The sequence below is a fragment of the Pseudooceanicola batsensis HTCC2597 genome (genome assembly GCF_000152725.1).
Lineage (GTDB): Bacteria > Pseudomonadota > Alphaproteobacteria > Rhodobacterales > Rhodobacteraceae > Pseudooceanicola > Pseudooceanicola batsensis.
Genome location: NZ_CH724131.1, coordinates 1,715,366 through 1,729,583 on the forward strand (window position 1 = coordinate 1,715,366; position 14,218 = coordinate 1,729,583).

The window sequence follows — 14,218 nt, forward strand, 5'->3', positions numbered from 1 at the left end:
CCGACGGTCGAAGGAGCCACGGAATGAAATCGAAGCTGATCGCCCACCTCGGCCTGATCGCCCTGCTGGGGGCCTGCGCCGACATGGGCACGGATGTGAACCCGATCCTGGACGGCCCCCCTAACGCGCAGTTCCAGAGTGACCTCACCGCTTGCCGCAGCCTCGCGCGCAGACAGTCGCAGCTCGACCGCGAGACGATGGCCGCAACCGCCATCGGTGCCGGGATCGGCGGTGTGCTGGGCGGGGTCGCCGACGAAGGCGACGCGCTCGGCGGGGCCGTCGTCGGCGCGCTGGCCGGCGCCGCAGCGGGCGTGTCTGAGGCGAGTGACACGCGGGAAACCGTCGTCCTGAACTGCCTGCGCGGCCGCGGCCATGCGGTCGTCAACTGAGGGAGAGCGTGATGCACGTCGATCACAGCCGCATGACCAGCCTGCACCACGTGCTGACCGGGGAATCGCACCAGCCTTCCCGGCGGTGTGGCGGTCCGCCCCGGCGTCTCCGCGGCGACCTCGATCCGGCGGAGAGGGCGCACGGTCACCGACGGTCCCTTCCGAAGCGCCTGCTGCGATGCAAAGTGTCCGGCCCATGACCCAGACCCTCGCCTTCGCCTATGCCGGGCTGGCCGCGTTGCCCGTGCTGATGCACCTGGCCAACGCCGCCGGCGCGCCGCTCGGCCGGCTGACGGTCGGCGGCCGCTTTCCCGGCCGACTGCCGCCGGCCTGGCGGGGGCTGGCGCTGGTTCAGGCCGCGCTGCTGTGCGTCATGGCCGGGGCCGTGCTTGCCCGGGCCGGCCTCGGCGCCCTGCCACTTGCGCCCCTGTTCTGGCCCGCCCTGGCGCTGACGATACTGTCACTCGCCGCTAACGCCGCGAGCCCCTCGCGCCCGGAACGCCTGCTCTGGACGCCAGTCCTTTTCCTCATGGCCGCCGCCGCGCTTGGCGTCGGTCTTTCCTGAACACGGAGACGATCCATGAACGTTCTCGTTGCCGGCGCGACCGGCTACCTCGGGCGCTTTCTTTGCGCCGAATACGCGCGGCGGGGGCATCACGTCACCGCCCTGGTCCGCGACGCCCGGCGGGCCGAGGGTCTGGCCGACGTGCTGGTCGAGGCCGAAGTCACCCGGCCCGAAACGCTTCGCGGGATCATGGACGGCATGGACCTCGTCGTCTCATCGCTCGGAATCACGCGACAGGCCGACGGGCTCGGCTACCTGGAGGTCGACTTCCAGGCCAACCTGAACCTCCTGCGCGAGGCCGAAACGGCGGGTGTCCGGCGCTTCGCCTATGTGCATGTCCTGAATGCCGACGCCATGGCGGGCGTGCCGCTCGTCGATGCCAAGTCCGCCTTCGTGGACAAGCTCCATGCCTCCGACATGCCCGCGACGGTGATCGCGCCCACGGGCTATTTCTCCGACATGGGCGACATGCTCGCAATGGCGCGCAAGGGCCGCGTCTGGCTGTTCGGTGACGGGACGCAGCGCCTGAACCCGATCCATGGCGCCGACCTTGCAGAGGCCATCGCCGACGCGACCGACGCGGGTCAAAGCTGGGCCGAGATCGGCGGACCCGATGTGATGACGCAGGACGAGATCGCCCGCGCCGCCTTTGCCGCCCTCGGAACCGCGCCGCGCGTGACGCACCTGCCGGACGCTCTGCGCCGTGCCGTCCTCGCCGTTCTGCCGATCCTGCCCCGGCGGATCAGCGGCCCGGCGCGCTTCTTCCTGACCGCGCTCGGGCTGAACATGGTCGCGCCGCGGTTCGGCACGCGGCGCCTCACCGATCACTTCGCGGCTCTTGCCGGTGAAGCGGCACGCCCACCCGAGGGATCACGAACATGACTCTCCGCCAAGCCGGAGGTCTCGCCGCCCTGACCTGCGCAGCGACCTACATCGTAGGCTTTTCCTTTCTCGTCACCGTGCTCGCCCCACTGGGATACGGGACGGGCGAAAGCGACCCCGCGGCCGTCGCGGCCTTCATCGCCGCGCGGCCGGGCGTGCTGATCGGCTGGAACATCCTCATCTACGTCGTCAACGCGCTGGCGCTGGTCGTTCTGGTCGTGACGCTCCGCCGGCTGATCGCCCCGTCGCGTCCCGACGCTGCCGCTCTCACCGGGGCGATCGGCCTGATCTGGGCCGCCCTCGTACTCGGCGCCGGCATGATCGCCAACGTTGCCGTCGAAAGGACCCACGCGCTTGCCGCCGACCCGGCGGCTGCGGCGACCCTCTGGCAGACGCTCCACGCGGTCGAACTGGGGCTTGGCGGCGGCAATGAAATCGCTGGCGGCGCATGGATCCTGGGCGTCAGCCTCGCTGCACGCGCAAGTGGCCTCTTCGGCCGCGTCTCGACCGCGATCGGTGCGCTCAGCGGCCTCGCCGGGCTCGCGACCGTCCTGCCGCCGGTCGGAGAACTCGCTGGCGTCGTGTTCGGGCTTGGCGCAATCGCCTGGTTCGTGGCCGCGGGTCTGGTGCTCCTGCGGGGTCGAAGACCTTTCGCCAAGGAGATGACCGCATGACCCCCCTTGGCGAACCGATCGGCGCCAGCCTCACGCCGATCGCCCCGACCGCGCCCGGCGCCTCCACAGGCGACCGCTCCGTTGCGGCCGTTGCGCCTGAGGAGCGCGTGCGGCCCGACCGACAAGAGTTCGCCAACCCGGCCTCGCCGCGCTGACCCGACCTTTGCTGCGGCCACCGCCCGGTGCGGCCGCGGCAACGGCAATCCGGCGCCTATGCGGGCCTGCGGCGGAAGGGTCGCGCCTGCTCCACCTGATGGGCCGCGCGCAGCACGAGCGCATCCGCGGCCAGCGGCCCGACGATCTGCGCCGCCACCGGTAGCCCCTCGGCCGTCTGGTGGATCGGAAGCACGATCGCCGGCATCCCGCTGGCATTGAAGGGGGCCGAGAATGGGCTGAGATCGAACAGCTTTTCCAGGAAGGCGTCGAGATCGGTCGAGGTCATCGGCAGCGACCTGTGCGGCGGCGGCGGCGTGGCCGTCGCCGGTGTGATCATCAAATCGTAGCGGTCGAAATAGCTTGCCAGCCTGCGCACTTCGCGGTTCATCACCATCAGCCGCTGGAAATGATCCGACAGGGACACGCTGCGCGAATAACGCAGCGCCGTCCGCGTCGTCGGCTCCAGCCCGGCCAGGTCGGCCTCCTCCAGCGCGCCGGCGCCGGGGAACAGCCCCGCCAGCGACGCCAGCAGCACGCGGATCATGGCGTCGGTCAGGCCGTTCACGTCGAATTCCGGCATCGCCTCCTCGACCTCGTGTCCGAGATCGGACAGCAGCCGCCCCGTCATCGCCGCGGCCTCGGCGCAGTCCGGATCGACCGGCTGACCGTCGAACCGGGTCGTCACCAGCCCGATGCGCAGCCGCTCCGGCGCGCGGGCGATCAGGCTCTCGAACGGCTCGTCCGGCTTGGGCGTGAAATAGGGCGCACCGGTGTCCGGCCCGGCCGTCACATCGAGCAGGGCGGCGCTGTCGCGCACGCTGACGGTGACCGCGTGTTCATGGCTGATGCCGTGATTGGGATCGCCGCGATGCGGGCCGAAGGGGTTCAGCGCGCGGCTGGGCTTAAGGCCCACCAGCCCGTTGTAGGCGGCGGGGATGCGGATCGACCCGGCGCTGTCGGTGGCGTGCGCCGCGGGCATCATGCCGCTGGCGACCGCCGCACCCGCGCCGCCGCTCGATCCCCCTGCCCCGCGCTCGGGGTCCCACGGGTTGCGCGTCGTGCCCCAGGCGGCGCTGTCGGTCTCGAGCGTCAGGCCGAACTCCGGCGAGGCGCTGCGCCCGAGAAAACCGAACCCCGCCGCCCGCAGCCGACCCACCAGCGTGGAATCGAAATCGAAGACCGTTCCCTTGAATCGTCCCGACCCGTTGGACAGCGGCATCCCCTTTACCGGCGCATGCAGGTCCTTGATCAGGTACGGAACCCCGAGAAAGCGCGGCCGCTCGCCCTGCGCCACCCGCGCCTCGAGCGCGTCCAGCGCCTCTTCGAACTGCGTCACCACCACCGCGTTCACCCGGGGGTTCTGCGCCTCGATCTCGCGAATCGCGGTCTGCAACAGCTCGCGCGGGGCGACCTTGCCACTTTCGACCATCGCCGCCAGGGCCACCATGTCCCTGTCGATCCATTCCTCACGTGTCAGCATGTCAGCCCTCCAATGCGGTGAAACCGGCCCCGCCGGCCACGATGTTCAGCAGCGTCGCGTCCTCGTCGCCGACCGAGATCAGCGCGTGGCCCATTCCCGCGTCGTAATAGACGCTGTCCCCCGCCCCGAGCCGGATCGGCGCATAGAGGTCCGAGTGCAGCTCGACCTCTCCGGACAGCACGTAGATCAGCTCTTCCCCCGGATGCGAGACGAGCTGGTCGAACTCGGCCACGTCGCGGGCCTTGACCACGACATAGGTGGCATCGATCAGCTTCTGCTTGAGGCCCATGGCGAGCGGTTCGTAGATGTAGGTCGCGGCGTCATGCGCCCCCCGGGACGCCGCCCGGGTGACATCGAGCCGTCCGATCGACGGTGCCGGAGAGGTCGCGGTCGCCCCCCCCTCGCCCTCGAGCAGGGTCGACAGGTCCACGTCCAACCCCCGCGCGAGCTTGAGCAACCCGTCAAATGTCGGCGACAGGTTCGAATTCTCGATCTTGGAAATCGTCGAGCCCGCCATCCCCGCCCGGTCGGCCACCTGCTGAAGCGTCAACCCCTTGCCGCGCCGCAGGGTGCGCACCTTCTGCCCGAAAGCGGTCAGGGCCTTGGCGGTCGTCTTGTCCCCGGTCGATTGAGGCATGGAAATTTCCCATCCGCAACATATTCCTTGACATATTGCCTATACGAAAGTGACCATCCCGGCAAGGAGCACGATCATGGCAACCGGCCTCATATTCGGATTCATCGCCCTCGCCATCGCCGGCGGGGTCGCGATCAGCTATGTCGCCGGGTCGGCGGCGGTGCTGGCCTTCGTGGCCACCGGCTTCGGCAACTACCTCGCGATCCTGCCGCAGCGCATCTTCAGCCAGATCGACGTCTTCACCTTCCTGTCGATGCCCCTCTTCATCCTCGCGGGAGAGCTGATGACCCGGGGCGGCGTGACCCGGGCGCTGATCGACCTCGCCATGCTGATGGTCGGTCGGCTCAAGGGCGGGCTGGGCTATGTGAACATATCTGCCAGCGTCTTCCTGGCCGGGGTCTCGGGCTCGGCCGTGGCGGATGCGGCCGCCACCACCCGGACGCTTGTGCCCGCCATGGTCGATCGCGGCTATCGCCCGGATTTCGCGGCCGCCCTGACGGCGGCCAGCTGCGTCATCGGCCCGATCATCCCGCCCTCCATCGTCATGATCTTCTACGGCGCGCTGATGAACGTCTCGGTGGCCGCGATGTTCGCGGGCGGCATCGTCCCGGGCCTGCTCATGGCGGTCTTCCTTTTCGCCTACAACTTCTGGGCCGCGAAACGCGAGGGGCACCCGGGCGGCGCGGGGGTCGAATTGCCGCCGGTCTGGCCGACGCTCACCCGCGCCGTTCCGGCCCTGCTGATCCCGATCGTCATCGTGGGCGGCATCGTCTTCGGCGTCGTCACCCCGACCGAGGCCGCCGCGCTGGCCGTCGCGATCACCGTCATCCTGGTGCTGGTCTACCGCCTGCTCGACCGGAGCCGCCCCGCCGAGGCGCTGCGCCACACGATCTCGGAAGGGTCCCGCGCGGTCGAGAGCGCGGTGATGCTGACCGGGTCGATCTTCATGATCCTCTTCGCCGCCGCGATCTTCGGTTACCTCGTGGGAATCATGCAGGTCCCGCAGATGATCGCCGAGACGGTGACCGCGCTGGACCTGAGCGCCACGAGCTATTTCCTCATCGCCAGCCTTATCATGTTCGCCGCCGGCATGGTGATGGACGTGACCATGGCGCTGGTCCTGATGGTGCCGGTCCTGATCCCCGCTGCGGTCACGGCGGGGGCCGATCCGGTGCATGTCGGCGTGGTGAGCTGCCTGAACCTGACGCTCGGCCTGATCTCGCCGCCCTTCGGCGGGATCCTCATGGTGGTCTCGGCGGCCAGCCGGGTGTCCTACCTGCGCCTTTCGCTGACGATCCTGCCGTTCCTGGGGGTGCAGGTCGCGCTCCTGCTGCTGCTCATCCTCGTGCCCGACCTGACGCTGGCCGTGCCGCGCCTGGTCGGACTGATCGACTAGACCCACAAATCGAAAAACAGGGAGACCACAATGCTCAGAACACTACGCCACACCTTGCCGGGCCTCGCGCTCGGCCTCGCGATCGCCGCCCCCGCCGCCGCGCAGGAGGTCCGCATCGCGGTCCAGTGCCCCCCCGTCGCCGCCTGCTCCGACTGGGTCTATGCCGAGGACTTCGCCGCCGCCCTGCGCGAGGGCGGGATGGAGGCCACCGTCTTTGCCGGCGCCAGCCTCGGCAAGGATCCGGAAATCGTCGACCAGCTGTCGCAGGGGCTGCTGCAGTTCGGGGTGACCAACTTCGTGATGATCGCGCAGGTCGATCCGCGCATCCTGGGCTTTCTCGCGCCCTACGTCTTCGAGGACAGCGCCCAGTTCTTCCGCGCCACGCAGGAAACCGACAGCCCCCTGCTCGACGGCATCCGCGAGAACATGGAATCTCAGGGCATCAAGGTTGCGGGCCTGCCGGGTCTCGGCGGGCAGATGGGCCTTTTCAACGACACCAAGGCGGTCGCCACGGTCGATGACCTGACCGATCTGCGCCTGCGCGCCATCGACGCCAATCAGGTCAAGCTCTTCGAGGCCTGGGGCACCCAGGGCGTCGTGGTCGACATGCCGGAGTTCGCGGGCGCCGTGCAGCAGGGCATCGTGGACGGCTATTTCAACCCGCCCGCCGTGCCGCTGATCTTCAAGCACACCGAATTTCTGACCCATTTCACCGACCTCAAGGCCGGCACGCCCTTCCGTGCCGCGCTGATGTCGGCCGACTGGTACGACGCGCTCGGCGATGACGAGAAGGCGGTGGTCGACGCGGCGGTCGAAACCGCCAACGCCAGGAACCGCGAGTGGACCTACGCCGCCGAAAAGACCGAGATCGAGCAGCTCGAGGCCGCCGGCGTCACCATCACGACACCGACCGAGGAAGCGCTCGCCGAGTTCAAGCGCCGCTCCCAAGAGGTCTGGGACACGCTGATGCCCGCCGGCTCCGTGGCCGACATGCAGGCCCTCGCCGACGCCTCCGCGGAATAGGAATGCGTCGGATCGAGCAGTTGAGCGCGGGGCTGGACAAAATCTGCCTCGCGCTCGCCAAGGCCGGGCTGTTCGGGATCGCGCTGGTCATCCTCCTCCAGGTCGGGGTGCGCTACGGCATGCGCTCCCCCTTCGCCTGGACTGAGGAGATGGCGCGCTACCTGATGGTCTGGAGCGGCCTGCTCGGTGCCACCTGCGCCTTCCGGCGCGGACTCGACCCGGTGATCCTGACGGTCACCGCCGAGCATTCGCGACGGCGACAGGCGCTGGCACGCGCGATGCTCGCGCTGGCGGTCGCGATATTCCTGCTGCCGATGCTGCACTACTCGATCTTCGGACCGGGCTGGAACATCGAACGCGGCTTCCTCTGGCGCGGCATGGGGCGCAACTCGCCCGGGCTGGGGCTGAACATGGCGCTGGTCGGCGCGGTCATCCCCATCACCTGCCTCGTCATCCTCATCCACTGCGCGGCGCGGGTCACCGGCCCCTTCGCCCCTCCCAAAGGTCCGACGGAATGAAGGTCATCACAGCGAAACAGGTTCTCGGCCGCATCACGGTCGCCGAACTGGTCCCGGTCATGGAGGCGGCGATGCGCGACGTCTCCTCCGGCCATGCGCTGCACCCGCCCCGCTTTGCCATCCCGATCAACGATGCGGGACGGATGGGCCTGATGTACGGCGCGCTGCGGAACCCGCCCCTGCACGGCGCCAAGGTCCTCAGCCTCTACCCGGACGCCCCGAAACACGGGCTGTCGAGCCATCAGGGGTTCGTGCTGCTGTTCGAGAGCGATACGGGCCGGCCCGTCGCCGCGATCGAGGCCGACGCGCTGACCGCGCTGCGCACCGCCGCGGTCTCGATGCTGGCCACGCGCGCCCTCGCCCGGCCCGATCCCGAGACCTTCTGCATCTGCGGCGCCGGCGAACAGGCCGACCTGCACCTGCAGGGCCTCCTCCAGTGCTTTGCCCCGAGGGAGGTTCGCATCTGGGCCCGCCGCCCCGACGCCGCCCGCGCGCTCGCCGCCCGTTTCCCCGATGCCCCCGTCCGCGTGGTCGAAGCGCTGGACCGGGCCGTGGCGGGGGCCGACGTGGTGATCACCGCCACCTCGGCCCGGCAGGCCTTTCTGCGCGGTGCGGACCTCGGCCCCGGCCAGCACGTCAACCTCGTCGGAGCGAGCCTCGCCGACTCGCGCGAGATCGACGACACCGGCGTCGCCCGGATGGTGATGTTCACGGATTCGCTGGAAAGCTCGGGCCGGGAGTCGGGCGAAATCCTCGGCGCGAAACAGGCCGGGGCCATTGCTGAAGACTACCCTGTCAGCGAACTCGGCGCGGTGCTGTCGGGTGACGCCACGGGCCGCACCGCGGCCGACCAGATCACCGCCTACAAGTCCCACGGCCTCATCGTGCAGGACCTCGCCGCCGGCTGGCACATCGCCCAAACCCTCGGCTGACCCTCAGACCTTTCCGCTTGCCGAGAGCATGACGGCGACGGGTCGCGTGGTGCCGATCTCGGACAGGACGAGCACCAGGCTCGCCGTCATCGGCACGGCGAGCAGCGCCCCGGGCAGCCCCCACAACGTGCTCCAGAACGCAAGCGCGAGCAGGACGACGAAGGGGCTGAGGTTGAACGCCCGACCCATCATCCGCGGCTCGAGATAGGCCGCCACGAAGGTCTGCGCAGCCGTCAGCGTCACCAGAACGACGCTGGCCATCAGCAGGGTCCCGAACTGTGCCAGGCTGAGAAGCACCGGAAAGATCACGCCGACGATCGACCCGATGTAGGGAATGTAGTTGAGGAAGGCGATCAGCACCGCCCAGAACAGCGCGAACTCGATCCCGAGGACCAGCATGATGCCGAAGCACAGCGCCCCCAGGATCGCGTTCACCGCGGTCTTGACGAACAGGTAACGCCCGATCCGTTCGTTGACGCGCGACAGCAGGAGCAGGGCCCGACTGCCCGCTTCCTCGCCGCCCATGGCGATCACCACCTTGCGCGCCATCGACCCCCGCTCGGCCATGAAGAAGCTGGAATAGAGCACGACGAGGAACAGCGTCACGCCGAATCCGCGCAGCGACAGCAGCGCCGGCGTCACCCACGAGGTCACGTCGATCCGGTCCAGCGTCATGCGCCGGACATTCGCCCAGGTCGGCTCGTCCTCGATGCCGAGCAGGTTGGCGCTGCGGGTCACGAGCGCGTCCAGGTTGGACTCGTAACGCGGCAACGCCGCCGCGACCTGCGAAAGGTTGTTGATCACCAGGAGGAAGAGCAGGCCCATCCCCAGGGCGAAGGCGATCAGGATCACCGTGCGTCGCGCCCAGCCCGGAAACCGGCCCAGCACCGGCAGCGACTGCATGGCCGCGGCCGCCGTGGACAGCACGTAGACCGAAATCATTGCGGCGATGACGGGCAACAGCACCGGCTTGCCGATCCAGAGCAGCCAGCCGAGCATCAGCGTCAGTGCGGTTCCGTATGTGGCCTTTTCGATCATCATCCCAGCCGCGAGAGCGTGTCTGTCGAGCACCGGGGGAATACCTCCTTTGTGGGTGACGCACCACCGCCAGAATGCGTTTGCCGGGCCTTGCGACGCGGCCGGGACCTGCCCCCGTGGCAGGGCGCGCAGAGACCGGCGCCCGCATTTCTGCCGTTCCCGGGCGAAAGAAGGCAATCGCGTTCCGCCCGCAACGGCGCCGGCACCGGCGAATTTCTGGGCTTTCGGACGGGCGGTGCCGCGAAATTCGTCACTCTCGCCCGATGATGTGGCGCTGACACGGCAGCGCGACGCGGCGCCCCCGCGCCGGCAACCGGGGCGACGCGGTCAGCTGTCCCGACCCGCGCCCCGGTCTTCGGCAGCGCGCTCCCGGAAGACGATGAACAGTCCGCTCGCCGCGATGATCCCGGCACCGAGGTAGGTGGCCAGGTCCGGCACGTCCCGCCAGACCAGCCAGCCCAGCGCCGTCGCCCAGAGCAGCGCGGTATAGTCGAAGGGCGCCACGACCGGAGCCGGCGCGAACCGGAACGCCTGCGTCATCATCGTGATCCCGGCGGTCCCGAAGATCGCGATGGCGATGAACAGCGCGGCGTCCTCGCCGCGGACCGGCGTCCAGAAGAAGGGGCTGACAAGGCCCGCCAGCAGCGCCCCCGCCCCGACCAGGTAGAGCATGAGGGTCCAGACGCTCTCGCGCGGGTCGACCCAGCGTGCCCCGATCATCAGCACCGCATAGAGGACCGCCGCCGCGACCGGCAGGACCGAGGCCGCCTGGAACGCGTCGCTGCCCGGCCGCACGACGACCAGCACGCCCGCGAACCCCACCAGCACGGCCGACCATCTCCGCCACCCCACCTCTTCGCGCAGCCACATCGCCGACAGGGCCGTGATGAAGACCGGGGCCGCGAAGATCAGCGTCGTCGCCTCGGCCAGCCCCAGATGGCGCAGGCTGGTGAAGAACAGCGCCGCGGCGCCCAGCCAGAGCGCACCGCGCAGCACGTGTGCCATCGGCCTGTAGGACCGCAGGGCGGCGGTGCCCCCCATCGCCACGGCGATGACAAGCGCGCCGGGCAGGGCCAGGAGGTTGCGCAGGAACAGGATCTGGACCGGCGCGTAATGCACGGCCAGCGTCTTGGCGATCGCGTCGTTGATGCACAGGCAGGCGACCCCGGTACACATCAGCAGGATACCGGTCATCGCCCCGCCTCGTGTCTCCTCCGGCATGATCTCGTCCCCCTTGGCCCGCCCTCCTCTTGATCATCCCGCAAGGTGAGAGACAAGGCCCGGACCGGCAGCACCGATCGCGCGGTGCGGCCTTGCCCGCCGCCCGCCGCCGGGTGTTCAGGTCACGCGGGCGGTCCGCCTGTAGGCCGGATCGTCCCAGAGCCGGTTGTCGAGGATATCGGCGAGGATGGAGACCGCGCGGCGCACGTCCGCCTCGTCCACGTAGAGCGGCGTGAAACCGAAACGCATGACGTCGGGCGCGCGGAAATCGCCGATCACGTCGCGCGCGATCAGCGCCTGCATCGCCGCATAGCCGTTCTCGAAACGGAACGAGACCTGGCTGCCCCGCATCGCCGCCTCGCGCGGGCTGGCCAGGGTCAGCTGCGGACACCGGGCCTCGACTTCGGCGATGAACAGCTCGCACAGCGCGACCGAGGCGGCCCTCACGTCCTCCATGTCGATGCCGTTCCAGACGCCGAGCGCCACCTCCAGCGCCGACATCTGCAGCACCGGCGGCGTGCCGACCCGCATCCGTTCGATATCCCCGGCCGGCCTGTAGCTCGGCTCGAAGGCAAAGGGCGCGTCATGGCCCAGCCAGCCGGACAGGGCCGGCCGGATGCCGCCCACGAGATCGGGGCGGACATAGATGAAGGCCGGCGCCCCGGGTCCGCCGTTGAGATACTTGTAGGTGCAGCCGACCGCGAACTCGCAGCCCGAGGCGGCCAGGTCCACCGGCACCGCCCCCGCACTATGCGCGAGATCCCAGAGCATCACCGCCCCCGCGGCATGGGCGGCTTCGGTGATCCCGGCCATGTCGTGCATCCGTCCCGTGCGGTAGTCGACCTGGGTGATCATCACCACGGCCACATCCTCGCCGATGACCGAAGCCACCTCCTCCGGGGCCACGACACGCAGCTCGTGCCCCTGCCCCAGGTGCCGGATCAACCCCTCGGCCATGTAGAGATCGGAGGGGAAATTGCCGCTGTCGGACAGGATGACCTTGCGCTCGGGCCGCATCTCCAGGGCCGCGGACAACGCCTGGTAGACCTTGATCGAGAGCGTGTCCCCCATCACGACCGATCCTTCTGGGGCACCGATCAGCCCGGCGATGGCATTGCCGACGCGCATCGGCTGTTCCATCCATCCGTCGAGGTTCCATCCCTTGATCAGATGCCCGCCCCACTGGTCGGTCACGACCGCGCCGAGATGATCCTTCACGGCGCGGGGCAGAGGCCCGAGCGAATTGCCGTCGAGATAGATCATCCCCTCGGGCAGATCGAAAAGATGCTTTCTCGGCAGTGAATTGACGTCGGTCTTCATAGCTGCCCCCGCAGTTTCCAGAGTTCGGGGAAAAGCTCGACCTCGAGCATCCGCCGCAGGTAGGTCACCCCGCTCGTCCCCCCCGTGCCGCGTTTGAAGCCGATGATGCGCTCGACCGTGGTGACGTGATTGAAGCGCCAGCGCCGGAAATAGTCCTCGAGATCGACGAGCTTCTCCGCCAGTTCGTAAAGCGACCAGTGGGCCTCGGGGTCGCGGTAGACGCGGGACCACGCCTCCATCACCGCCTCGTCCGCCTCGTGCGGCCGGTCCAGGCGATAGACCGCGGGATCGAACTCGGCCCCCACCCCGGCGGCCAGCTTGTTCAGCGCCACGTGATAGAGCGACTTGCGGCCCAGCTCCTGTTCCAGCATGCCATGCAGTTCGGGCCGGTGCGCGTGCACCTTCATCATCGACCGGTTCCGGTTGCCCAGGATGAACTCGATCAGCCGGTACTGATGGGACTGAAAGCCCGAGGACTCGCCCAGCTGATCGCGGAAGGTGGTGTATTCGCTGGGCGTCATGGTGCGCAGCACGTCCCAGGCGCTGTTGAGCTGCTCCCACACCCGCGCCACCCGCGTCAGCATCTTGAAGGTCGGAGCGAAGTTCCCCCGTTCGAGGTTCTCTCGGGCGGCGGAAAGTTCGTAGAGCGCCAGCCGCATCCACAGCTCCGAGGTCTGGTGCTGGATGATGAACAGCATCTCGTCATGCGCGTCCGAGCGCAGCTTCTGCGCCCCCAGGATCGGGTCGAGCGAGAGATAGTCGATATAGCTCATGTCCCCGGAAAAGGACATTTTCGCGCCGTCGCGCGTCGGGTCGTATGCGGTCATGGCGCGCGCCCCCTGTCTGCCCGGATAGGCGGTCTCAGAACGTCTTGAAGGTCATGGTGGTCAGGGTCCGTTCGATCCCCGGCACGCCGAAGACGCTATCGTGCAGGAAATGGCCGATGTCCCTGTCGTCGGGAATGTAGATCTTCACCAGCAGGTCGAATTCGCCGCTGGTCGAGTAAAGTTCCGAATGCACCTCGAGAAGCGCGATCTCGTCCGCGACCTCGTAGGCCTTGCCGGGTTCGCACTGGATCTGGACAAAAACGCACTGCATTCCGATCTCCCTCATGCGCTGGCAGGCAGGACTGCCGTCGCCTCGATCTCGACCTTGGCCTCGTCCTCGACCAGCGCGGCGACGACGACCATGGTCATTGCGGGGAAGTGGTAGCCCATAACCTCGCGGTAGGCCACGCCGACCTCGGACTGGCGGGCGAGATATTCCTGCTTGTCGGTCACGTACCAGGTCAGACGCGTGATGTCCCGGACCTCGCCGCCGGCGGCCTCGACCACCTCGACGATGTTCCGCAGGGCCTGCTCCATCTGCCCGATGAAATCGTGTGACTCGAAGACCTGCTGCGCCGTCCAGCCGATCTGGCCGCCGACAAACAGCACCCGGCCTTCGGCAACCACGCCGTTCGCATAGCCCTTGGCCGGCTTCCAGCCCTCCGGGTGAATGGTGATCGTGCTCAAACCCTGTCCTCCGCATAGCTTTCCAGTGTCGCGCGCCGCCCCTCCGGCCAGCGGGTCGACGTCATCCGGTCGAGATCGACGAGCACGAGCGTCCCCCGTGCCGTCAGCCGCGCCTCGCTTTCGCAGGCGGCCCGGATCTCGATCTCGGCGCTCGCGCCGCCGATCCGCGTGACGGCGAGGGACCAGTCGAGTTCGTCGCCCAGGCGCGAGGCCGCATGGAAGTCGGTCGCGAGCCGCCGCATCGGCACGCCCAGCCGTTCGACCATGTGCATCTGGCGGAAGGACCAGCCGAGGGCCCGCGCGAAGAAGACCTCGACCACTTCGTTGATCATTTCGAAATAGCGCGGGTAGAAGACGATCCCGGCGGGATCGCAGTGCTGGAACATCACCGCGTTGCGATGCGCGAAGGCTGGCATGTTCAGCTCCCCTCGGCCCGCGGGCGAGACGCCCGCACATATTCCGCCCTGGCGGCG

18 protein-coding genes are annotated in these 14,218 nt (G+C 68.7%); 9 read left to right on the forward strand and 9 right to left on the reverse strand.

Annotation, left to right across the window (positions count from 1 at the left end; all coding sequences use genetic code 11):
* The first annotated feature begins 23 nt into the window (after positions 1–23).
* The 5 genes from OB2597_RS12260 to OB2597_RS22090 all read left to right on the forward strand — a co-directional run bounded on the left by OB2597_RS12260 (position 24) and on the right by OB2597_RS22090 (position 2,665).
* A complete protein-coding gene (locus OB2597_RS12260) occupies positions 24–389 on the forward strand; it encodes a hypothetical protein (RefSeq protein ID WP_009805890.1) in 366 nt (121 codons plus the stop codon).
* A gap of 196 nt (positions 390–585) precedes the next feature.
* Positions 586–954 carry a hypothetical protein gene (locus tag OB2597_RS12265; RefSeq protein WP_009805891.1) on the forward strand — a complete coding sequence of 123 codons (369 nt, stop codon included), beginning with the start codon at positions 586–588 and terminating at the stop codon, positions 952–954.
* A gap of 15 nt (positions 955–969) precedes the next feature.
* Complete coding sequence (locus OB2597_RS12270) at positions 970–1,836, forward strand: SDR family oxidoreductase (RefSeq protein ID WP_009805892.1); 867 nt, start codon at positions 970–972, stop codon at positions 1,834–1,836.
* Complete coding sequence (locus OB2597_RS12275) at positions 1,833–2,510, forward strand: DUF4386 family protein (protein WP_009805893.1); 678 nt, start codon at positions 1,833–1,835, stop codon at positions 2,508–2,510. The genes OB2597_RS12270 and OB2597_RS12275 overlap by 4 nt, the downstream gene beginning before the upstream one ends.
* Positions 2,507–2,665 carry a hypothetical protein gene (locus OB2597_RS22090; RefSeq protein WP_009805894.1) on the forward strand — a complete coding sequence of 53 codons (159 nt, stop codon included), beginning with the start codon at positions 2,507–2,509 and terminating at the stop codon, positions 2,663–2,665. The genes OB2597_RS12275 and OB2597_RS22090 overlap by 4 nt, the downstream gene beginning before the upstream one ends.
* Positions 2,666–2,721: 56 nt before the next feature.
* Here the strand turns inward: OB2597_RS22090 and OB2597_RS12280 are convergent, their stop codons facing one another.
* Positions 2,722–4,146: an amidase gene (locus OB2597_RS12280; protein ID WP_009805895.1), complete on the reverse strand. Its 1,425-nt coding sequence runs from the start codon at positions 4,144–4,146 to the stop codon at positions 2,722–2,724.
* A 1-nt stretch (position 4,147) separates the two neighbouring features.
* Positions 4,148–4,783: a helix-turn-helix domain-containing protein gene (locus tag OB2597_RS12285; RefSeq protein ID WP_009805896.1), complete on the reverse strand. Its 636-nt coding sequence runs from the start codon at positions 4,781–4,783 to the stop codon at positions 4,148–4,150.
* A gap of 76 nt (positions 4,784–4,859) precedes the next feature.
* Between OB2597_RS12285 and OB2597_RS12290 the strand changes: the two genes are divergently transcribed.
* The 4 genes from OB2597_RS12290 to OB2597_RS12305 are packed head-to-tail and all read left to right on the forward strand — an operon-like array spanning position 4,860 to position 8,652.
* Complete coding sequence (locus OB2597_RS12290; protein ID WP_009805897.1) at positions 4,860–6,179, forward strand: TRAP transporter large permease; 1,320 nt, start codon at positions 4,860–4,862, stop codon at positions 6,177–6,179.
* 30 nt (positions 6,180–6,209) lie between these two features.
* The gene (locus OB2597_RS12295; protein ID WP_148234727.1) at positions 6,210–7,202 is read left to right on the forward strand and encodes a TRAP transporter substrate-binding protein; all 993 of its coding nucleotides are present in this window, start codon (positions 6,210–6,212) and stop codon (positions 7,200–7,202) included.
* A gap of 2 nt (positions 7,203–7,204) precedes the next feature.
* Complete coding sequence (locus OB2597_RS12300; protein WP_009805899.1) at positions 7,205–7,720, forward strand: TRAP transporter small permease; 516 nt, start codon at positions 7,205–7,207, stop codon at positions 7,718–7,720.
* On the forward strand, positions 7,717–8,652 hold the full coding sequence (locus tag OB2597_RS12305) for an ornithine cyclodeaminase family protein (RefSeq protein ID WP_009805900.1): 936 nt from the start codon (positions 7,717–7,719) through the stop codon (positions 8,650–8,652). Before OB2597_RS12300 ends, OB2597_RS12305 begins: the two co-directional genes overlap by 4 nt.
* Before the next feature lie 3 nt (positions 8,653–8,655).
* Here OB2597_RS12305 and OB2597_RS12310 read toward each other — a convergent pair whose 3' ends face one another.
* The 7 genes from OB2597_RS12310 to OB2597_RS12340 form a co-directional block, all read right to left on the reverse strand.
* Positions 8,656–9,723, reverse strand: a complete 1,068-nt coding sequence (locus OB2597_RS12310) for an AI-2E family transporter (protein WP_238529719.1) — start codon at positions 9,721–9,723, stop codon at positions 8,656–8,658.
* 294 nt (positions 9,724–10,017) lie between these two features.
* Positions 10,018–10,884: a DMT family transporter gene (locus tag OB2597_RS12315; protein ID WP_009805902.1), complete on the reverse strand. Its 867-nt coding sequence runs from the start codon at positions 10,882–10,884 to the stop codon at positions 10,018–10,020.
* 144 nt (positions 10,885–11,028) lie between these two features.
* Entirely contained in the window at positions 11,029–12,231 is a 1,203-nt protein-coding gene (kynU, locus tag OB2597_RS12320) for a kynureninase (protein ID WP_009805903.1), read from the reverse strand.
* Positions 12,228–13,058: a tryptophan 2,3-dioxygenase gene (locus OB2597_RS12325; protein WP_009805904.1), complete on the reverse strand. Its 831-nt coding sequence runs from the start codon at positions 13,056–13,058 to the stop codon at positions 12,228–12,230. Before OB2597_RS12325 ends, kynU begins: the two co-directional genes overlap by 4 nt.
* Positions 13,059–13,092: 34 nt before the next feature.
* Positions 13,093–13,329, reverse strand: coding sequence for an Lrp/AsnC ligand binding domain-containing protein (locus OB2597_RS12330; RefSeq protein ID WP_009805905.1), 237 nt, complete (start codon positions 13,327–13,329; stop codon positions 13,093–13,095).
* A gap of 11 nt (positions 13,330–13,340) precedes the next feature.
* Positions 13,341–13,745, reverse strand: coding sequence for a RidA family protein (locus tag OB2597_RS12335; protein ID WP_009805906.1), 405 nt, complete (start codon positions 13,743–13,745; stop codon positions 13,341–13,343).
* Positions 13,742–14,161, reverse strand: a complete 420-nt coding sequence (locus OB2597_RS12340) for an acyl-CoA thioesterase (RefSeq protein WP_009805907.1) — start codon at positions 14,159–14,161, stop codon at positions 13,742–13,744. The genes OB2597_RS12335 and OB2597_RS12340 overlap by 4 nt, the downstream gene beginning before the upstream one ends.
* Positions 14,162–14,218: the final 57 nt, after the last annotated feature.